This window comes from Agrobacterium sp. 22-209-1 (assembly GCF_053522485.1).
On the sequence record NZ_JBNWCH010000003.1, the window covers coordinates 629,420 to 650,411 of the forward strand.

General features: G+C 60.2%; 18 protein-coding genes. 10 read left to right on the forward strand and 8 right to left on the reverse strand.

Translation table 11 applies throughout. The annotated features are described in order from the left end of the window. Nucleotides 1-12: 12 nt before the first annotated feature. From ACQZ48_RS10930 to ACQZ48_RS10960, 7 genes are all read left to right on the forward strand, one after another. Complete coding sequence (locus tag ACQZ48_RS10930; RefSeq protein ID WP_142913596.1) at nt 13-1,341, forward strand: ABC transporter substrate-binding protein; 1,329 nt, start codon at nt 13-15, stop codon at nt 1,339-1,341. Beyond that, nucleotides 1,341-2,279: a carbohydrate ABC transporter permease gene (locus tag ACQZ48_RS10935; RefSeq protein WP_137410899.1), complete on the forward strand. Its 939-nt coding sequence runs from the start codon at nt 1,341-1,343 to the stop codon at nt 2,277-2,279. The genes ACQZ48_RS10930 and ACQZ48_RS10935 overlap by 1 nt, the downstream gene beginning before the upstream one ends. A gap of 14 nt (nt 2,280-2,293) precedes the next feature. After that, nucleotides 2,294-3,115, forward strand: a complete 822-nt coding sequence (locus tag ACQZ48_RS10940; RefSeq protein ID WP_170985582.1) for a carbohydrate ABC transporter permease — start codon at nt 2,294-2,296, stop codon at nt 3,113-3,115. 27 nt (nt 3,116-3,142) lie between these two features. After that, nucleotides 3,143-4,201 carry an ABC transporter ATP-binding protein gene (locus tag ACQZ48_RS10945; protein WP_173990119.1) on the forward strand — a complete coding sequence of 353 codons (1,059 nt, stop codon included), beginning with the start codon at nt 3,143-3,145 and terminating at the stop codon, nt 4,199-4,201. A gap of 20 nt (nt 4,202-4,221) precedes the next feature. Further along, a complete protein-coding gene (locus ACQZ48_RS10950) occupies nt 4,222-5,181 on the forward strand; it encodes a sugar kinase (protein WP_448728807.1) in 960 nt (319 codons plus the stop codon). 144 nt (nt 5,182-5,325) lie between these two features. Then, entirely contained in the window at nt 5,326-6,384 is a 1,059-nt protein-coding gene (locus tag ACQZ48_RS10955) for a P1 family peptidase (RefSeq protein WP_448728822.1), read from the forward strand. Between the two features lie 19 nt (nt 6,385-6,403). Further along, nucleotides 6,404-7,270, forward strand: coding sequence for a D-amino-acid transaminase (locus tag ACQZ48_RS10960; RefSeq protein ID WP_448728808.1), 867 nt, complete (start codon nt 6,404-6,406; stop codon nt 7,268-7,270). A 7-nt stretch (nt 7,271-7,277) separates the two neighbouring features. Here ACQZ48_RS10960 and ACQZ48_RS10965 read toward each other — a convergent pair whose 3' ends face one another. The 7 genes from ACQZ48_RS10965 to ACQZ48_RS10995 all read right to left on the reverse strand — a co-directional run bounded on the left by ACQZ48_RS10965 (nt 7,278) and on the right by ACQZ48_RS10995 (nt 15,084). Further along, nucleotides 7,278-8,174, reverse strand: a complete 897-nt coding sequence (locus ACQZ48_RS10965; RefSeq protein ID WP_448728809.1) for a LysR family transcriptional regulator — start codon at nt 8,172-8,174, stop codon at nt 7,278-7,280. Nucleotides 8,175-8,257: 83 nt separating this feature from the next. Further along, nucleotides 8,258-9,769: a serine hydrolase domain-containing protein gene (locus tag ACQZ48_RS10970; protein WP_173990125.1), complete on the reverse strand. Its 1,512-nt coding sequence runs from the start codon at nt 9,767-9,769 to the stop codon at nt 8,258-8,260. Nucleotides 9,770-10,002: 233 nt separating this feature from the next. After that, nucleotides 10,003-10,743, reverse strand: a complete 741-nt coding sequence (locus ACQZ48_RS10975) for an ABC transporter ATP-binding protein (RefSeq protein ID WP_045532258.1) — start codon at nt 10,741-10,743, stop codon at nt 10,003-10,005. Then, complete coding sequence (locus ACQZ48_RS10980) at nt 10,740-11,570, reverse strand: ABC transporter ATP-binding protein (RefSeq protein WP_448728810.1); 831 nt, start codon at nt 11,568-11,570, stop codon at nt 10,740-10,742. Before ACQZ48_RS10980 ends, ACQZ48_RS10975 begins: the two co-directional genes overlap by 4 nt. A gap of 3 nt (nt 11,571-11,573) precedes the next feature. Further along, complete coding sequence (gene nikC, locus ACQZ48_RS10985; RefSeq protein WP_004443520.1) at nt 11,574-12,476, reverse strand: nickel transporter permease; 903 nt, start codon at nt 12,474-12,476, stop codon at nt 11,574-11,576. After that, a complete protein-coding gene (locus ACQZ48_RS10990; protein ID WP_063950297.1) occupies nt 12,473-13,486 on the reverse strand; it encodes an ABC transporter permease in 1,014 nt (337 codons plus the stop codon). Before ACQZ48_RS10990 ends, nikC begins: the two co-directional genes overlap by 4 nt. A 2-nt stretch (nt 13,487-13,488) precedes the next feature. After that, nucleotides 13,489-15,084, reverse strand: coding sequence for an ABC transporter substrate-binding protein (locus ACQZ48_RS10995; protein ID WP_077981351.1), 1,596 nt, complete (start codon nt 15,082-15,084; stop codon nt 13,489-13,491). 235 nt (nt 15,085-15,319) lie between these two features. Here ACQZ48_RS10995 and ACQZ48_RS11000 point away from each other — a divergent pair, with 235 nt between their 5' ends. Beyond that, complete coding sequence (locus ACQZ48_RS11000; protein ID WP_142913588.1) at nt 15,320-16,360, forward strand: dipeptidase; 1,041 nt, start codon at nt 15,320-15,322, stop codon at nt 16,358-16,360. Between the two features lie 58 nt (nt 16,361-16,418). Here the strand turns inward: ACQZ48_RS11000 and ACQZ48_RS11005 are convergent, their stop codons facing one another. Continuing rightward, on the reverse strand, nt 16,419-16,712 hold the full coding sequence (locus tag ACQZ48_RS11005) for a hypothetical protein (RefSeq protein WP_077981591.1): 294 nt from the start codon (nt 16,710-16,712) through the stop codon (nt 16,419-16,421). Nucleotides 16,713-16,987: 275 nt separating this feature from the next. Between ACQZ48_RS11005 and mprF the strand changes: the two genes are divergently transcribed. Together mprF and ACQZ48_RS11015 are read left to right on the forward strand one after the other, a co-directional pair. Beyond that, nucleotides 16,988-19,588, forward strand: coding sequence for a bifunctional lysylphosphatidylglycerol flippase/synthetase MprF (gene mprF / locus ACQZ48_RS11010; RefSeq protein ID WP_448728811.1), 2,601 nt, complete (start codon nt 16,988-16,990; stop codon nt 19,586-19,588). Then, the gene (locus ACQZ48_RS11015) at nt 19,585-20,970 is read left to right on the forward strand and encodes a virulence factor (RefSeq protein ID WP_448728812.1); all 1,386 of its coding nucleotides are present in this window, start codon (nt 19,585-19,587) and stop codon (nt 20,968-20,970) included. Before mprF ends, ACQZ48_RS11015 begins: the two co-directional genes overlap by 4 nt. Nucleotides 20,971-20,992: the final 22 nt, after the last annotated feature.

The following is a 20,992-nucleotide window of genomic DNA, read 5'->3' on the forward strand; positions in this document are numbered from 1 at the left end:
AGGAGAACTGACATGAGGCATTCATTGCTCAACCCCACGCGTCGCGCCTTTCTGGCAGGCACGGCCGCGATTGGCGGCAGCGCGATGCTCGGCATTCGCCCGGCATCGGCGGCGGTGAACTGGAAAAAACACGCAGGCACCACGCTGGAAGTCAACCTCGTCAAAAGCCCGCGCAGCGAAACGCTGATCAAATATCTTGGCGAATTCGAAGAACTGACCGGCATCAAGGTCAATGCCGAAGCAACGCCGGAACAGCAACAGCGCCAGAAGGTGGTCATCGAACTTTCCTCTGGAAAGCCCAGCTTCGACGTTGTGCATCTGAGCTACCACGTTCAGAAGCGCCAGTTCGAAAAAGGCAAGTGGCTGGCCGATATCAGCGGCTTCCTGAAGGACCCGTCGCTCACCGATCCGTCGCTCACCGAAAAGGACTTTGCCGAGGCCGGCATGCTGTTTGCGAAGGATAGCGACGGCGTGCTGCGCTCGCTCCCCTTCTCGGTGGATTACTGGATCGTCTACTGGAACAAGGAGCTCTTCGAAGCCAAGGGCCTTAAATACCCGGAGACCTTCGAGGAACTGGTAACGGCGGCGGAAAAGATCACCGACCCCGCAACCAACACCTATGGTTTCGTGGCGCGCGGCCTCAAGAACGCCAATACACCCGTCTGGACCTCGCTGATGCTGGGTTACGGCGCAAAACCAATCGTGGACGGCAAGATCAATACCGAATCCAAGGAAGCGGTTGAAGCTGCAAAGCTCTATCAGCGTCTGATGACCAAAGCCGCCCCTCCCGGCGTCTCCGGCTTCAACTGGGCGGAAGCGCAGTCGGCCTTCCTTCAGGGCAAGATCGGCATGTGGTTCGATGGCGTCGGTTTTGCGCCGCCGATCGAAAACCCGGAAAAATCCCGCGTTGTCGGCAAGGTCGGTTACGGCGTCATGCCGAAGGGTCCGGCAGCACAGGCCGCCGGCACCTTTGGCGATGGTCTCGGCGTCGTCGAAGCCAGCAGCAAGAAGGAAGCCGCCTATCTCTTCTGCCAATGGGCGATTTCGCATGAAATGGGCGCGCGTCTCTTGCAGGCCGGTGCGGGTGTTCCGTTCCGCCAGTCCATTCTCGAAGATCAGAAGGTCCGCGAAGGCGTCAAGATGCCGGCCACCTGGTTGGACGCCGTCGTCGGCTCCGGAAAGGTCTCGCAGCTGGCGCTCCCCGTCATCATTCCGGTGACGGAATTCCGCGACATCTACGGCGTCGGCCTCACCAACATGATCGGCGGCGCGGACCCGGCAACTGAGCTGAAAAAGGCAACGGAACAGTTCGCACCCGTTCTGGCGCGTAGCGAGGGATAATGGCCTCCGTGAGCATCGAAAACACCAAGACAGGCGCGAGCCGGAGAGAAGGGAGCAGGCCCGCAAGGCTTGCTCCCAATTACTGGCCCTTCGTCATACCGGCACTTGTCGTCATTTCGGCGGTGATCGTTTTTCCGTGGGTCTTCACCCTCTGGATGAGCGCGCATCGCTGGACGCTCGGACAGGAGCAGAGCTTTATCGGTTTCGAGAACTATATCAGGCTTGCAAGCGATATCAGGTTCTGGGAATCGCTCTGGCATACGCTCATCTATACCGTGCTGTCGGTCGTCGCTCCGCTTATCCTCGGAACATTGGCGGCGCTGGTTTTCGATGCACAGTTTCCGCTGCGCGGTTTTCTGCGCGGCGTCTTCGTCATGCCAATGATGGCGACCCCGGTCGCCATCGCGCTGGTCTGGACCATGATGTTCCACCCGCAGCTCGGCGTTCTGAACTATCTCCTGTCCTTCATCCACATCGGGCCGCTGGAATGGATCTACAACCAGTCCACCGTCATCCCCTCGCTGGTTCTGGTGGAAACCTGGCAATGGACACCGCTCGTCATGCTGATCGTGCTTGGCGGTCTCGCCGCCGTGCCGCGCGAACCCTATGAAAGTGCTGAAATCGACGGCGCCAACGCCTGGCAGAAGTTCCGTTACCTGACCATGCCGATGATCGCGCCGTTCCTGATGATCGCCGTCATCATCCGCTCCATCGACGCCGTCAAAAGCTTCGACATCATCTATGCGATGACTCAAGGCGGACCCGGCACGGCATCGGAAACCATCAACATCTATCTCTACAACACGGCCTTTGCTTATTACGACATTGGTTACGGCTCGGCCATGGCGGTGGTCTTCTTCATCATCATCGTGGCGCTGTCCTTCGTGCTTCTGATGGTGCGCCAGCGCTCGCAATGGAACGAGATGGAGGATCGCTGATGTCTGCAAAAATCCTGAAACGCAAAAATCTCGACCGGCTCGGCCTGTTTTTCGTGGCGCTGGTGATGATCTCTCCCGTCATCCTGTTCTTCATCTGGATGATCTCGCTGTCACTGAAATATGAAATCGACAACGGCGCCTATCCACCGATTCTCATTCCCGAACGCTTTGCCTGGTCAAACTATGTGAAGGTGTTCGAGGAGAATAATTTCTTCCTCTATTTCTGGAATTCGGTCCTCGTCACCGGCGCCGCCACCATTCTGGCGTTGGTGATCGGCGTGCCGGCCGGCTACGGCATTGCCCGACTGAAGGCTGAAAAATCGGCCGTCGTCATCATGATCGCCCGCATGACGCCCGGCCTTTCTTTCCTCATTCCGCTGTTCCTGCTGTTCCAATGGCTGAACCTCTTGGGCACGCTCTGGCCGCAGATCATCATCCATCTTGTGGTGACGGTACCGATCGTTGTCTGGATCATGATCGGTTATTTCGAAACGACCCCGAAGGAACTGGAAGAGGCGGCAAGCATCGATGGCGCATCCTCCTGGCAGGTGTTCCGGCTGGTGGCGCTGCCGATTGCCAAGCCCGGCATCGTCGTTTCCTTTATCCTCGCGGTCATCTTCTCGTGGAACAACTTCGTCTTCGGCATCGTGCTGGCCAGCCGCGAAACGCGCACCCTGCCGGTCGCGGTCTACAACATGCTGTCCTTCGAACAGGTGAGCTGGGGACCGCTGGCCGCAGCCGCGCTGATCGTGACGCTGCCGGTGCTGCTGCTGACCATGTTCGCACAGAAACAGATCGTGGCGGGTCTCACCGCCGGCGCCGTCAAGGGCGGCTGAATTCAAATTATAACGGGAACCAAAAACATGGCACCGGTCAATATTCAAAACGTCCAGAAGCGCTTCGGATCCGTCAACGTCATCCATGGCATCGATATCGACATCAAGGATGGCGAGTTCGTCGTGCTCGTCGGCCCCTCCGGCTGCGGCAAATCCACCCTGCTGCGCATGATCGCAGGCCTGGAAGAGCTGAGCGACGGCGAGATCCACATCGGCCCGCGCGAGGTGAGCCACCTGCCCGCCCGCGACCGCGATATCGCCATGGTCTTCCAGAACTACGCCCTTTATCCGCACATGACGGTGAAGGATAATATGGGCTTTGCGCTGAAGCTGAAGAAGGTGAGCGCGGACGAAACCAAGGCCAAGGTCGACAGGGCCGCCGCCATTCTGGGGCTGGAAAAACTGCTCGACCGTTATCCGCGCCAGCTTTCCGGCGGCCAGCGCCAGCGTGTCGCCATGGGCCGGGCGCTGGTGCGCGATCCGCAGGTCTTCCTGTTTGACGAGCCGCTTTCCAACCTCGACGCCAAGCTGCGCGTGCAGATGCGCGGCGAGATCAAGGCCATGCACCAGCGCATCGGCACGACAACCATTTACGTCACCCACGACCAGGTGGAAGCCATGACCATGGCCGACAAGATCGTGGTGCTGCATGATGGCGTCATCGAACAGATCGGCGCGCCGCTCGAGCTTTACGACAATCCCGCCAACCTCTTCGTTGCCGGTTTCATCGGCTCGCCCGCCATGAATTTCATTCGTGGTCGGGTGGAGGAAGGCGTCTTCCGCACCGCAAAGGGCCTCAGCCTGCCGCTGCCCGCCCATGCCGATATCGGCAAGCTCGGCGGCCGCGATCTCGTCTACGGCGTGCGGCCGGAGCATATCCGCGCTGCCGAGACCGGCATCGAAGGCCGGGTCGAACTGGTCGAAGGCACCGGCTCGGAAATCTACGCCAAGCTCGATTGCAAGGGTGACGATATCGCCTGCCTGTTCCGCGAGCGCCTGAATGTCCGCTTCGGCGATACGATCCACATTGCCATCGACCCGGCAACGGTGCATCTGTTCGACAAGGACAGCGGCAAGCGCATCTGAACACGGCAGGAGCGGAGAGAATGGTAAAGGAAGCGGGCGGCAAGCATGTGCTCTGCGTGGGTGCCGCCGTGCTCGACACCCTGTTTCGCGTGGCAGATATGCCGAAGGGCGAAGGCAAGGTCCTGCCTTATGAAATGTTGCAGATCGCCGAAGGCATGGCGTCCAGTGCTGCCTATGCCGTGCATCGAATGGGCGGCCGCGCCAGCCTGTGGGGCGCGGTGGGCGACGACGAGACCGGCGTCCGCATCCTGCGTGATCTCAATGAAAGCGGCATAGACACGTCAAGCATGACCGTCGCGCCGGGCGCACGTTCGGCCCTGTCCACGATCATCATCGACAACAGGGGCGAACGGCTGATCGTGCCTTTTTACGATCACCGCCTTCACGAGAAAAAACGCGCCTGCACGCCGGAGGATATTGCCGCCTTCGATGCCGTTCTGGTTGATGTACGCTGGCCGGAGCTGGCGCTTGATGTGCTTGATGTGGCGCGTATGCTCGGCAAACCCGCCATTCTGGATGGCGACGTTGCACCGGTGGAAACGCTGGAAAAGCTTGCGCCCGCCGCAACCCATATCGTCTTTTCCGAACCCGCCGCCGCCCGGATGACGGGCATCGAAACTGTAAAAGACATGCTACCGGTGCTGCATGCCCGTTATCCGCAAACCTTCATCGCCGTCACCGCCGGTCCGGCGGGCTGCTGGTGGACGGAGGCCGGCGATCCGACGGTGCATTTCCAGACGACGATGCAGGTCAAGGCAGTGGATACGCTGGCGGCGGGCGATATCTTCCACGGCACCTTTGCGCTGGCGATGGCTGAGGGCATGCAAAGCCGCGCCGCCATCCGCCTCTCCTCCGTTGCCGCCGCGCTCAAATGCACCGTCTTCGGCGGCCGCATCGGCGCGCCGACCCGCGGAGAAACGGAAGACGCGATGCGGCAATGGCTGGAGCGGGAAGGCGAAGCCGCGCTGCGCGCCTCCTGAGCGCATCGATTGCCCGCATAAAACTATTCCATTTTTGCGATGCCGTTTCCCGGCGAACTAGGCTAACGTCAAGTCAGAGCAAAGCTTTTCATGAAGCCGCGCCTGTTCCAGCTTGAGCCCGCATTCCGCAAAAGTGATCGCCCGATGCATCAGACGACCCGCCCGAGACTGCGCGATATCGGTTTCCGGCCCGGCCATTTCGAGACCGGCCCGCTCAACGCCATCACCGATGTCGAAGGCGTGACCATCGGCCATTCCACAGTGATTGAAGGCGAGACGATCCGCACCGGCGCAACCGCGATCCTGCCGCATGGCGGCAATCTTTTTCAGGACAAGGTGCCCGCCGCCTTCGCCGTCTATAACGGCTTCGGCAAATTTGCCGGCTCCACCCAGATCGAGGAACTCGGCGAACTCGAAACACCTGTTATTTTGACCAATACGCTGGCGACAGGCCGGGCCATTGAGGCAATCAACCGCCATACTCTGGCACAGCCGGGCAATGAAAAAGTGGTGTCGATCAACTCGGTGGTCGGAGAGACCAACGATTCCCGCCTGAATGACATCCGCGCCAGCCGCCCGACCGTCGAGGAGATCTCGGCCGCGCTGAAAAACGCTACCACAGGCCCGGTGGCCGAGGGTGGCGTTGGCGCCGGAACGGGCACGGTCGCCTTCGGCATGAAAGGCGGCATAGGCACCGCATCCCGCATCGTCCCCATCGCCGGGGAGACTTACACGCTCGGCATCCTCGTGCAGTCCAATTATGGTGGCCATCTGCTGGTCTGCGGCAAGCCCTATGTCAGCCCTGAGCATAAAGACAAGGACGGCTCCATCGTTATCGTGGTCGCAACCGATGCGCCGCTCTCCCCCCGCAATCTGAAGCGCCTCGCTGCCAGAAGCTTCGGTGGACTGGCCCGCACGGGCGCCGCACTCAGCAACGGCTCCGGTGACTATGCGCTGGCCTTTTCCACCGATGAGCGGCTGCGTCGCACGCCTGCGCGCCGCAAGACCGTCGCGGACTATCCAGAACTTTCCAACGATGCGATTTCGCCGCTCTTCGAAGCTGCGATTGAGGCGACGGAGGAGGCGATCCTCAATTCGCTCTGCGCAGCCACAACGACATCGGGCTTCAATGCCGGCACCGGCAAGGCCGCCACCGTCGAGGCGATTTCCATCGACACCCTTAAAACCCTTCTTTCAGCCTGATCTTCCAGACGGAGTTTTCATGACCAGCCCATCCGGCCGCATCGTTTACGTCAACGGCGAATTTCTGCCCGAAGCGGACGCCCGCCTTTCCATCTTCGACCGCGGTTTCCTGTTCGGCGACGGAATTTACGAAGTCACGTCGGTTCTGGAAGGCAAGCTGATCGACAGCGACCTGCATATGACCCGGCTGGAACGCAGCGCCCGTGAAATCGATGTGGCCCTGCCGGTCACGACGAAAGAGATCGTTGAAGCCGAACGTCGCCTGATCGCCGACAACAACCTCGTCGAAGGCATGATCTATCTGCAGCTGACGCGTGGCGCCGAAGACCGCAACTTCCTGTTCTCGGCCGATCTTAAACCGACGCTGGTCATGTTCACCCAGGCCAAGAAGCTGATTGGCACGCCAATCGAAGAGGCCGGTATCGCCGTCAAGTCGGTTCCCGACCAGCGCTGGGAACGTCGTGACATCAAGACCGTCTGCCTGCTCCCACAGGTCATGGCCAAGCGCATCGCTAAGGCCGATGGCTGTGACGAGGCGTGGATGATCGAGGACGGTTTCGTCACCGAAGGCGCGTCCTCGACCGCTTATATCGTCACCGCCGATAAAAAGATCATCACCCGCGGCAACAGCAACAAGACCCTGCCCGGCTGCACCCGTCTTGCCGCTCTGCAATTGGCCAAGGAGGCCGGGTTTACGCTGGAAGAACGCCCCTTCACGCTGGAAGAAGCCATGAACGCCGACGAAGCATGCCTGACCAGCGCCTCCAACTTCGTCGTCTCGGTAACGAAGATCGACGGCAAGCCGGTGGGCAACGGCAAGCCCGGCCCGATGGTGAGCCGCCTGCGCGCGCTCTACCTCGAAAACGCCCGCCGTACGGCGATTTAAGCAGGTATCAGCCTTCGAGAACCGCCCATATACGCTCGACCACGGGCCGGCGGTTCTCCTTCGAACGATAAAGCCTTATATCGACGGCAATATCGAAACTGTGATCGGCGGCGCGCACCAGCGCGCCGCTGTCCAGCTCCTGCCGCATCAGGCTTTCCGGCACCCAGGCGACCCCCCAGCCTGCCATCGCCATGGCTTTCAGCCCCACCGACATGCTGCCCTCATGCACACGCTCGAATTGCGGCAACCGCGCGCTTAAGAGATCGCGCAGCAGCGGCCCGAAGAACGAGGCTTTCTCGTAATCCAGATAGGCGAAGGGTTTTTTCGCATTTTCGACCAGCGCATGCAGCGGCGTGCCATCCTTAGTCGGGGCTGAGACCGGAATTATATTCTCTGCACCCAGCACACGAAATTCGAATAGCTGCGCATCAAGCAGCATCGGCACTTCATGGTGGGCATAGGTCAGGAGGAAATCGCTCTGCCCGTCCACCAGCGAGTTGAGGTTTTCCTCCATGCTGCCGGAGTCGGGCCGCAGCACGGAAAACAGGGGGCCAGCTGTGTCATTCACCCGTTTCAACCAGCCAGGAAAAAAGGTGAAGGACAGAGTATGGAGGGCGGTCAGCCGCACGGTCTTCGCATCTGCCCCTTCTTCCTGCAACAGGGTGCGCCGCGCATGGTAGAGCTGTTTGAGCGTCTCCTGCGCCACTGGCACGAACTTCGCTCCTGCCTCCGTCAATCGTGAGGGATAGGATGCGCGGTCGACCAGCGTCGCGCCTACCCAGGCTTCCAGCTGCTTGATGCGCCGGCTGAAGGCGGATTGCGTCACATGCCGCTCATCCGCCGCCTTCGAGAAATTGAGCGTTCCGGCCAGCGCCAGGAAATCCTCGAGCCATTTGACTTCCAAGGCTCACACTCCCAACAAAACATCTTATCCGTTTATCCGGAAAGCGTCTTTATTAGGAGCAATGGGAGGTGAATGAAACCCTTTTAAAGGCCCCTCGAATATTCGATCATCCGCGCCCGACTGGAAACCAGCTCGATCCGATCATCGCCCAGGCGATTGAGGCAGACGCGCTTCGTCCATGGCCCGTCAATCAGCGTGAAGAGGAAACGACCATTGCCGAGCGCCTTCAGAGGCATGCTGCGACGCGTCGGGCCGATGCCCATCGTCAGCGACGAACCGCTGATCGAAAATTCGGCGCCCTCATCGGAGCGCCACAACCCCGAAAGATCATCCGGCACGGCATGCTCGCCAACAGGCAGGAAGCGTCGGGCCGCATGGCCCGCCTCGCCAATGATCGCTTCGCCATCGAACCTCAGTCGCATGGGCGAGGATGCCGAACGCGACGAGACCCAGCCGTCGGCATCCTCGTAAAGCGTGTCGTCACCATCGATGAAAGTGGATGTGCTGCCCTTGATCTCCAGCCACCAAGGACCGCTTTCCGTAGCGTAAAGACCGTCGGGCAGGCTGGCCGCGGGTTTCGGCAGAGGCAGGCCGGTCAAGGCCGCCATACTTTCCAGCGCGATCTTGAAGCCATTGGTGTCCTCGCGGTTCGACACCACGACGAAGCCAGTGCCGTTTTCAGGGTCGAGCAGAAAATAGGTCTTGTAGCCGGGATGCGAACCGCCATGGCCAACGAAACGCCGGTCACCGAGATGCGACCAGCGCAGGCCAAGTCCATATTCGCTCATCCGCCCATCGGCGAGTGGCCGCACGGCGGAGAGCCTGCCCAGAACACCGGCAAAGCTGCCCTCACCCCGCATCAGTCCCTGCAGCCAGCGGGTCAGCGCCTCGGCACTGCCGGCAAGACTGCCGGAGGCGGAGATATGCAGGCCAGCGGCCGACAGCTGCCAGTTCTCTTCAGACTTCCAGTAACCCGGTACGAGACCGTCGACAGGGTCGTTCCAGACATCAGGCGCCTTCAGGAAAACACCAAAGGGGCTCGCAATCTGCCCCTGCACGAAATCATCGAAACGGAAACCCCGGCGCTCCAGCGCCGCTTCCACAAGACGATAGCCCGTATTGGAATAGGAAACCTCGCTGCCGGCTGGAAAGTTCAACCGGGTCAGACGCGTGAGATAATCGAGAAGCGGGCCAGCCTTCGTTTCGGTATAGACGGAAAGACCAAGCAGCGACAGGCATTCGCGCGTATCCGGCAACCCGCCGCTCATATCCAGCGCCTGCCCGACGGTCACGTCGCGCAGCGGCGATTGCAGCTCCGGCAGATGTTTGCCGAGCGGATCGTTGAGCCCGATCAGATCGGAATGGGCGAGCACCATGGCGCAGAAGGCGTGTTTGGTGACGGAGGCATAACGCACCACGCTCTGCGGCGTGAAGGGAGCAAAGGTCGAAAGGCTTTCGACGCCGCCGGCATGGGCAAAACGGATGCCATCGAGATCAAAACCAATGACCGCTCCGCCCGGCTCGTTGCCCGCCCATTGCGAGACGAAGGTCTCTGAAAGGGTTGACGCGGCGTTCCAATCGAATTGATGTGGCATGGTTTGGTCTCGTGTGTTTATGGGTCGAATGCACACGCGAGGACAACGGTTTATCGCCGCCATCGCAGCTTGTTTCTTCTGCCCGCCGGGGAGAAGGTGGCCCGAAGGGTCGGGATGAGGGGGCAACGTCAGCGATAAACTGAGAGCTTGCCCCCTCATCCCGCTGCCGCGGACTTCTCCCCGACGGGGAGAAGAAACGAGCAGCACCCACTCGATCTACTAGCGACCCGACCTCAGGCCGGCTCTTCCAGCCGAATGCTCAGGCTGCGCAGCTCTTCCGTATGCGGATGTTTCGTGCGGCCATCCCGCAGATCACCCGCACTCAATTGCTCCACCATTTCCCCGTTCAGCATCACGCCAACCTGCGGGCACAGATGCGCGATGACAGCCAGATTGTGGCTGACGAGAATATAGGTGAGGTTGCGCGCCGCCCGCAGATCCTGCAACAGGTTCAGGATTTCCGCCTGTACCGAGACATCGAGCGCCGAGGTCGGTTCATCGAGCAGCAGCACCTGAGGGTCGGCGATCAGGGCGCGGGCAATGGCCACGCGCTGGCGCTGGCCGCCGGAGAGCTGGTGCGGAAAGCGAAAACGCACCGCCTGCGGCAGCGCCACATCCGACAAGGCCTGCTGGATGCGTTTTTCGATATTGTCCATGCCGTGCACCAGCGGCAGTTCGCTGAGAATGCGGTCGATGGTCTGACGCGGATGCAGCGAGCCGTAGGGGTCCTGAAACACCATCTGCACCTGCCGGAAGAATTCCGGCGTACGACGCAGGGGAGCATCCTTGCCGGCAAAGGCGATGCGGCCTTCCCAGCTTTCATTGAGCCCGGCCATGGCACGCAGGATGGTGGATTTGCCCGAGCCACTTTCGCCGACAATGCCGAAGCTGCCGCCCTTTTCCACCGAAAAGGAAACGCCCTTCACCACTTCGCGGTCACCGAACTTGATACGGAGGTTTTCGACGTCGATCATTGGCTGGACCACGCTGCATCACGGTTGAGAACGGGAAGACGCTCACGCGGATGCGTCAGCGAGGGAATGCAGTTCAGAAGTCCCTTTGTATAGGGATGTTCGGCTTTCAGAAGTTCGGACGCTTTCAGCTCCTCCATCACCCGGCCGGAATACATCACGGCGACGCGGTCGCAGAAATGCGAGACGAGCGGCAGGTCGTGGCTGATGAGGATGAGACCCATGCCGCGTTCCGACACCAGCTCCTCGATCAGCCGCAGGATTTCCGCCTGCACCGTGGCATCGAGAGCACTCGTCGGTTCGTCGGCGATCAGAAGCTCGGGATCGGGCGCCAGCATCATCGCGATCATGACACGTTGGCCCATGCCGCCGGAAACCTCATGTGCATAGGATGAGGCGACCTGACGCGGATTGCGGATTTTAACCTGATCGAGAAGCGCGATTGCCGCTTCCATGGCGGCACGCTTGCTGCCGCCCTTATGGGCACGCCAGGCTTCAGCGATCTGTGCGCCCATGGTCTTGACCGGGTTCAGCGAATATTTCGGGTCCTGAAGGATGAAGCCAGCCCGCTTGCCACGAATCTGGCGCATCTGCCTTTCGCTGACCGACAGCACATCAATGCCATCGAAAGCGAGCTTGTCCGCCCTGATATCGGCATTGGAGGGCAGAAGCTTCATCAGCGCCCGCGCCGTCAAGCTTTTGCCCGAACCGGATTCGCCGACGATCCCGAGCTTTTCGGTACCGAGCTTCATGGAAACACCACGCACCGCCTCGAAACGGCTGGTGCGGGTCTGGAAGGCGATCTTCAGATTTTCGATTTCGACCAGCATGGCTCAATGTCCCTTCGGGTCGAGAACGTCGCGCAGGCCATCCCCGAGGAAGTTGAAGGCGAGCGAAACGAGGAAGATGGCGATGCCGGGAATGGTGGCGACCCACCATTGTTCGAAGATGAAGCGCTTGGCCGTCGCAATCATCGCGCCCCATTCCGGCGAAGGCGGCTGCGCGCCCATGCCGAGGAAGCCGAGGCTGGCAGCCGTGATGATGATCGAGCTCATGTCGAGCGTGATGCGCACGATAAGGCTCGGCACGCAGAGCGGCGCAATATGCCGGGCAATGATGCGCCAGGCGGAAGCACCGGTCAGGCGATAGGCCGCGACGAAATCACTGCCGCGCACCGTCATGGTTTCGGCACGGGCAAGACGCGCATAGGGTGGCCATGCGGTGAGCGCGATGGCGAGAATGGCGCTTTCGACGCCCGGCTTCAGCGCCGCAACAAAGGCCAGCGCGAGGATGAGACGGGGGAAGGCCAGGAACACATCCGTCACCCGCATCAGCACCGTATCGACGATACCTCCAAAATAACCGGCGATGCAGCCGATGGCGAGACCGATGGGTGCTACGAGAACGACGACGGCAATGACCATGCCGAGCGTGACGCGGCCGCCATAGAGAATGCGCGAAAGAATGTCGCGGCCCAGCTCATCCGTGCCAAACCAATGTTCGGCGCTCGGGAAGGCAAGGCGGTTGCCGAGGTTCTGCGTCGCCGGATCGTAGGGCGCGAGCAACGGCGCCAGAAGCGACAGCGCAATGAAGAGGACGATGATCGTCAGACCGACCACCGCCAGCGGATTGGACTTGAGATTGAGCCAGATGCGATACCGGTTGCCCCAGGCAGCCTGTGTTCGCGAATGCGGCGTCTCATCCAGCGCCCAGTTTCTGAAATTAGCTAACATCATCGAACGCGAGGATCCATAACTCTGTAAAGCACGTCTGCGAGCAGGTTGAGGGCGACATAGATGAAGCCGATCAACAGTGTTGCTCCGACCACGGGGTTCATGTCCGCGTTCATGAGCGAGACGGTGAGATATTGGCCGAGGCCCGGCCAGCTGAAGACGGTTTCCGTCACCACGGCACCTTCGAGAAGGCCGGCATAGGTGAGCGCGAGAACGGTAACGAGCTGCACGGCGACCGTCGGGAAGGCGTGGCCCCATATAACGGTCATGGCGGAAAGGCCCTTGGCGCGGGCGGTGATGACATATTCGCCCTTCAGCGCGTCGATCATGAAGGCGCGCGTCATGCGGGTGATATAGGCCATGCTGAAATAGGCGAGAATGCAGACGGGCTGCACCATATGGGCAATCGCGTCGTAAAAGGCGTCCCAGTCGCCGGCAAGCAGCGTATCGACCGTCATCAGGCCGGTGACCTGCGTGATCATGCCGTCATAGATGATGTCCTGCCGGCCCGGTCCCGGTGCGACGCCGAGCGTGGCGTAAAAGACAAGCAGCGAAATCAGCGCCAGCATGAAGACCGGCACGGAGTGACCGGCAAGGCAGACGACGCGGATCACCTGGTCGGTCAGCTTGCCCTGCTTCACGGCGGCCCAGACACCCAGCGGAATGCCGATGAGAGCGGCAAGGATAAGCGCTGCCGTGGCAAGTTCGAAGGTGGCGGGGAAAACGCGCTTGATATCGATCCAGACCGGATTGCGGGTCAGGATCGAATTGCCGAAATCGCCATGCAGGACCTGCGAGACATAGTGGAAGAACTGCACGACCAGCGGCTGGTCGAGACCCATTTCGGCCCGCACCCGCACGATGACGTCTTCGGGCGCATTGTCGCCGACCGCCGCGATGACAGGATCGACAGGCATGACGCGCCCGATCATGAAGGTGATGATCATCAAACCGAACAGCGTCAGGAGGACGCTGCTCAGTATCGATGATATGCTTTTAACGCGCTTGTTCAATGTCACGCTTTCTTCGCATCGTGGTAGGAATTGCCTTCGGAGAGAACGCCGAGTTCAAAGCCGGAAACGCCCTTGCGGAAGGCTGCCGTCTTCGTGGTCTGGAACATGAACACGAAGGGGCTGTTTTCCATGTGCTCGCGCTGCAGCGCTTCATAAAGCTCCACGCGCTTTGCCGGGTCTTTCTCGTCACGGGCAGCTTCCGCCTTAGCGGCGAAGTCGTCGTTCTTGAAGCGCGAACGCCACAGGAAGGGCTTCGACTTGGCGTCGTCGCCATTGTCCTTGTTGATGTTGAAGACATCGGCGTTGGAATGCGGATCGAAATAATCCGTGCCCCAGGCCGACAGCGCCATCTGATGCTCACGCGCACGCATCTTGGTCAGAACCTGACGGTTTTCAGCCGATTGCAGGCGCACCTTGATGCCGATATCGGCAAGGTTTGCCTGAATGGCCTGCGCCAGATCCGGATAGGGCTGGGCGGAATAGTGATCCATGGTGATCTCGAAACCATCGGCAAGGCCGGCTTCCGCCATCAGCGCCTTTGCCTTCTCGACGTCGCGCTGGAACGGAATGTCGTTAACGGCGCCGGGGAAGCCCTTCGGCTCAAAGCTCTGGTGGATTTCGTGCGTCAGCGGCACGATGTTTTCCTGCATGCCCTTATAGTCCAGCGCCCACTTGATGGCCTGCCAGACCTGCGGCTTGGCAAGGTTTTCATTACCCTGATTGAGCGAAATCAGGACCAGCGAGGCGATGGACTTGCGCTGCAGCTCGATATTGGCGTCGTCCTTGACGGTGCGCAGCTGCTCCGACGTCAGGTCGCGGGCGATATCGATATCGCCCTTTTGCAGCATCAGAAGCTGGGAAGACGGATCGGTGACGTGGCGCAGCACAATGCGCTTGATGTTACCCTTGTAGGGGCCGTTGGGGTTGACGGTGAGCGCAACGCTTTCGCTCGGCTTCCAGGCCTGAAGCATGAAATCGCCGGAACCGGCGCTGTTCTTCTGCAGCCAGCCATTGCCGAGGTCTTCGCCGGAAGCATTGGCAAGAACCGCCTTCTTTTCAACGATCGCGCCGATATTGGCGGAGAGGCAATAAAGCAGGAAAGAAATAGCGGTCGGCTTGGCCGTCGTCAGTTTCACCGTCTTGTCGTCGGCGGCAACAATGGTCGTTTCGGCATTTTCAGGCGTAAAGCCGAACTGACCGATGATGAAGGCCGGGCTCTTGTTCATCTTGATCGCGCGCTGCAACGAGAAGGCAACGTCTTCCGCAGTCACTTTCGCACCGCTGGAGAAGGTCGCATCGTCACCGATCGTGAAGGTAAAGACCTTGCCGTCCGCATCGGCTTCCCAGGATTTCGCGATAACCGGATCGACCTTGGTGGAATCCTCACGGTTGGCCCGCACCAGCTTCTGGTACATGTTGGAGATGATTTCACCGCCGACGGCTTCGAAACCTTCATGCGGGTCAAGGCTCGTCATATTGTCCAGCTGCTGGGCCACGACCAGAATATCCTTGGGCGTTGCGGCAAAGGCCGGAATGCGAGCATAGGACAGGAACGGAACGGCAGCGCCGGCAATCAGCAGGTTGCGTCTTGAAATCATCGAAAATCCCCTTTCGGACCTTATTTTTCGGAAACGGTGTGGGTTTGCCCCAATCCAGTCGTTTTTTTTATGTTTTCCCGCGATTACCACGAGCAAACGAGGCCCGACCAATTCCAAATTTGGCAGAGCCTATGCATGGATTGCATTTGCTCCCGCCTTGACCTTTCCTCTACCAATTCCCAAAAGTCTGATGGACGCGCGTCCGCGCCCTCCCGCTATCCGAAGGTGAATGACCATGACCGATCAAAAACCCGTACCCGTCTTCGACGGTCACAACGACGTACTTCTGCGGTTATGGAAATCGGGCAATGTCTCTCCCGAAACGCTTCTCGTCGAAGGCGACACCGTTGGCCATATCGATCTGCCACGTGCGAAAAAGGGCGGGCTGGCCGGCGGTCTCTGCGCCATGTATGTGCCGTCGCCCAGCATGGAGAAGGACGCCAACGGTGACTTCCCGACACCTGCCGAGGCTGATGCGCTAAAGGCGACGCATGCCATGGCCGCCCTGCTGTTCCGCGCCGAGAAACAATCCGCAGGCGCACTCAAGGTCTGCCGCACCGCCGCCGATATCCGCAGCGCCATGGCAGAAGGCGCCTTCGCCTCCGTTTTCCATATCGAAGGCGCGGAAGCGATCGGCGCCGATCTGGATGCGCTCTACGTTCTCTACGAAGCGGGCCTGCGCACGCTTGGACCGGTCTGGAGCCGCCCGAACATCTTCGCTTACGGCGTTCCGTTTCGTTTCCCCTCGACGCCGGATATCGGCCCGGGTCTGACCGACACCGGCAAGCGGCTGGTAAAAACCTGCAATGAGCTGAAGATCATGGTCGATCTCTCGCACATGAACGAACAGGGTTTCTGGGATATCGCCAAGATTTCAGACGCGCCGCTGGTGGCATCGCATTCCAACGCCTACGCAATCTGCAATCACAGCCGCAACCTCACCGACCGCCAGCTGGACGCCATCCGCGATACGGGCGGCCTTGCCGGCATCAATTTCGGCGTGCTGTTCCTGCGTCAGGACGGCGTCAAGAACCCGGACACCGACCTCAACGAACTCGTCCGCCACATCGACTACATCGTCAATCGCATCGGCATCGACCACGTCGCGCTCGGTTCGGATTTCGACGGCACCACCATTCCCGCCGCCATGAAGGATGCGGGCGACCTGCAATTGCTGGTCGAAGCCCTGCGCAAGGGTGGTTATGACGACGAGGCGCTTGCCAAAATCTGCCACGGCAACTGGATTCGCGTGCTGGAAAAGACCTGGGGCGCGTAAGACCTCCCATCAAGTGCATCTCCGGCGCAGGACGCCGGAGACATCAAGCGGCAGGCCGTTAAGCCTTTGCCGCTTTTTTCTTGCCGCTCGCCCGGAAGGCCAGAAGCCCGGCGACGACACCGACCATCGCCCATTTCATCGGCAGCACGTCCGCCGTCTCGCTGCGGATCGGCAACACGGTCACGGTACCCGGACGGGATTCATAACCCATCTGCCCTTTCGCCTTGGCCTCCGCAATCTGCTGCGGCGAAACGACCCATTCGGCACCGCGCATCTTGTCCACCGCCATGTATCCGCCGCCCGCCACAAGGGCGACGACCACCGAAAGCGCTATTCTTGATGGCGTATTCATCTGCATCTCCTTCAATCAAAAGGAGCGTGTAATGGCATCAAACACCACCACCAGGCAACCGCCGCGGTCAATTTTGTCCTTTTGGGAACGATCTCCAAAATCTTGCATTCTTCAGTTGTATTTGCGCGATTAAACTGCTGGTTATTCCCGAATAACCGGCGACAAAGTTCACATCGACACTTCATGCTTTTCTGCTAATCACATTTCCTCAACCGCAACGAATTAGCGACACAATCCTGTGGTTCGCCAACAGGAACTGGCGCTGGGCAAAATAAATGGCAGACAAGAGCGAAATTACACAAACCGATGTTACGGAATCTGCGGTTGAAAGCTTTTTTGCCAGAAACCGCCCCTATCTGACTGCGATCGCCATTACGCTGGTCTTCGTGATGATGACGTTCGCCATCTATCACCTGACCTCCGAAGTCCGTTATGACGACGTCATCGATGCGCTGACGCAGACCTCGGCGTCGGCGGTGCTGCTCGCCATCGTCTTCACCGGGCTCAGCTTTCTGGCGCTGATATTCTACGACGCCAATGCCATCGAATATATCGGCCGCAAGTTGCCCTTTCCGCCCATGGCGGCAACGGCGTTTGCGGCCTATGCCATTGGCAATACTGCCGGTTTCGGCCCCTTGAGCGGTGGCGCGATCCGCTTTCGGGCCTATTCCCGACTGGGTCTTTCACCGGGTGAAATCGCCCGCGTCATCGCCTTCGTCACGCTGTCCTTCGGGCTTGGGCTGCTTTCGGTCAGCGCCATCTCCACCTTCATCGTCGCGCCGCGCATCGCCGCAATCATCGACGTCGATGCCGCTATCCTCAGAGGCGCGGCGCTTGCCATAATCGCTGCTCTCGGGGCGGCGGCCTTTGTCGGGCGCAACGGGCGTATCATCCGGCTCGGCGCATGGCGTCTGCGCCTTCCGGACAGCCGGACATCATCGCGGCAATTCCTCGTTTCCGCCTTCGATATCGCCGCTTCCGCTTCCGTGCTTTATGTCCTCCTGCCCGACACACATCTCGGCTGGCCGACATTTTTCGCCATCTACGCCACCGCCGTCGGTCTTGGCGTCCTCAGCCATGTGCCCGCGGGCCTCGGCGTCTTCGAAACCGTCATGGTCGCGGGGCTTGGCAATGCCATCAGCGTCGATCAGTTGCTCGGAAGCCTCGTTCTCTACCGCGTGATCTATCACGTTCTGCCGCTGGTGGTGGCCATTCTGGTCATGCTCGTCTCGGAGATGAAGCAGTTCGCGGCAAAGCCTGTTGTCTCCGATATCAGCCAGCTTGCCGTCAGGCTCGCGCCGCCGCTGTTATCGACCTTCGCGATGATCCTCGGCGCCATGCTGATCTTTTCGAGCGTGACGCCGACACCGGACAGCAATCTGGATTTCCTCTCCAATTTCGTGCCGCTTCCCATCGTCGAGGCCGCGCATTTTCTGACAAGCATTCTCGGCCTCGTACTTGTCGTTGCCTCGCGCGGCCTCGGGCAGCGGCTGGACGGCGCCTGGTGGATTGCGCTGGTCGCCGCCTCGCTGGCGCTGGTCCTCTCGCTCCTCAAGGCCATCGCCGTCTTTGAAGCCGCCATCCTCGGCGTCTTCATCGCGGCCCTTTCCGTCAATATGCGCAGCTTTAACCGCCATGCCTCGCTGGTGAAGCAGGCGTTGGGGCCAAGCTGGCTCGCCGCCATGGCCGTCATCATTGCGGGCGCGGCGACAATCCTGCTCTTCGTCTATCGCGATACGGATTACAGCCAGACATTATGGTGGCAGTTCGAATTCTCCGAGGAAGCGCCGCGCGGATTGCGCGCCCTTTTAGGCCTCGTGCTCGCCTCCTCCACGATAGCCATCTTCAGCCTGATGCGGCCGGTGGCCTTCAGGCCGGAGGCCATCAAGGCCGACGACGTTACGAGCGCGACCAGTATCGTCATGACGCAGGATGCGGCCGACGCCAATCTGGTGCGCATGGGCGACAAACACGTAATGTTTTCCGAAAACGGCAACGCCTTCATCATGTATGGGATTCAGGGCCGCTCATGGATCGCTTTCGCCGATCCGGTCGGCGACGAGAATGATTTCCCCGATCTGGTCTGGCAATTCGTGGAAGCCGCCCGTGGCGCCGGCGCGCGCGCCGCCTTCTATCAGATTTCGCCTTTTCTCCTCTCCCATTGCGCCGATGCGGGCCTGCGCGCCTTCAAGCTCGGCGAACTGGCATTGGTCAATCTCACCGCATTCGAACTGAAGGGCGGAAAGCTTGCCAATCTTCGCCAGTCGCTGAGCCGCGGCGCGCGCGACGGACTGACCTTCGAGGTGGTCGAGCAAGCGCAGGTCGCGGATATTCTGGATGAGTTGAAACAGGTATCCGACGGCTGGCTTGCCCACCACAATACCCGGGAAAAGCGCTTCTCGCTCGGTGCTTTCGAGCCGAATTACATCCTGTCGCAACCAGTCGCCGTGCTGCGCAAGGATGGAAAGATCACCGCCTTCGCCAATCTCATGGTGACGGACACGAAAAAGGAAGCCACCGTCGACCTCATGCGTTTTTCGCCGGATGCGCCGCGTGGCTCGATGGATTTTCTCTTCGTCAGCATCATGCAATATCTGCGCGATGCGGGCTATGCGAGCTTCAATCTCGGCATGGCCCCCATGTCCGGCATGTCGAAACGCGACGCCGCCCCCGTCTGGGACCGCATCGGCAGCACGCTGTTCGAACACGGCGAACGGTTCTACAACTTCAAGGGACTTCGCGCCTTCAAGGCAAAGTTCCACCCGAAATGGGAACCGCGTTACCTTGCCGTGCAGAACGGCGCAGACGCCGCTCTGGCGCTGATGGATGCGACGGTTCTCATCAGCGGCGGCGTCAGAGGAGTGATCGGAAAATGAGAAAATCCAGCATGCTGAAAGCGGTTCTTGCCGCCTCCGCCCTGTTCGCCGCCCCCTTGTTGGCTTCTGTCATCGTTTTTGCGCAGGACAAGCCCGCTTACGAGACCGGCATGATCCCCGCCGGACACATCATGGTGCCGGATGGCGAAATTCTCGCCAGCGTCTTCCTGATTTCCGATGCGGACGGATGGACGGCCACCGATGAGACCCGCGCCAAGGCGCTGGTGGAAAAGGGTGCTGCCGTGGTCGGCATCGACTTCAAGGAATATCTGAAGGCGCTCGAGGCCGATGACGACGAGTGCATCTATATGATCTCGGACATCGAGTCGCTCTCGCAGCAGATTCAGCGCACCGCCGGCACGAGCAGCTATCGCCAGCCCATCCTCACCGGCATCGGCAAGGGCGGAACGCTGGCGCTGGCGATGATTGCGCAGAGCCCCGTCTCCACCGTCCGCGAAGCCATTGCCGTCGACCCCAAGGCCGGCCTGCCGCTTGAGAAAATTCTCTGTACCCCCGCCACCAAGGACAAGGCGGATGGCGAAACGGTCTATGGCCTGACCGACGGCCCGCTGCCTGCACCCGTCAGCGTGCTGTTCACCTCTGCCGCGGATCAGAAGGGCCGCGACCACGTCAATGCGCTCGTCAAGCTGCATCCCGATATCGACGTGACGGATGTGGATGACAAGGCGGACGAGGTTCTGACCCAGACCCTATCTGACCAGATCGACGCCGCAGGCGACACCGACAGCCCGCTCGGCCTGCCGATCAAGGTTCTGGAAACCAGCCCTGTGATGGACACCATGGCGGTGATCTATTCCGGCGACGGCGGCTGGCGCGATCTCGATGAGGAAGTGGGCGGCGCCTTCCAGAAGGAAGGCATACCCGTCATCGGTGTCGATTCGCTCCGCTATTTCTGGAAGGAAAAGAAACCGCAGGAAGTCGCCACAGATCTCGGCCGCATCATCGACACCTATCGCAAGGAATGGAAAGTCCGCAATGTGGTGTTGATCGGCTATTCCTTCGGTGCCGATATTCTTCCCGCCACCTATAATCTGCTGCCTGACCGCGACAAGTCGCATGTCGTGCAACTGACCCTGATGGGACTTTCGACCGAAGTGGATTTCGAGATTTCCGTCGAAGGCTGGCTTGGCGTTGCCGGTGAAGGCAAGGGCGGCAAGACGGTGGATGACATCGCCAAGATCGATCCGAAGCTGGTGCAATGTATCTATGGCACGGAAGAAGAAGATGAAGACCCCTGCCCCGGCCTGAAAACCAAGGGCGTGGAAACGGTCGGCATCGAGGGCGGCCACCATTTTGACGAGGACTATGAGGGGTTGGCCAAGCGTATCGTGACATCGCTGAAGACCCGGCTGCCGAAATAGCCTGCATCACCACAGGCCGATA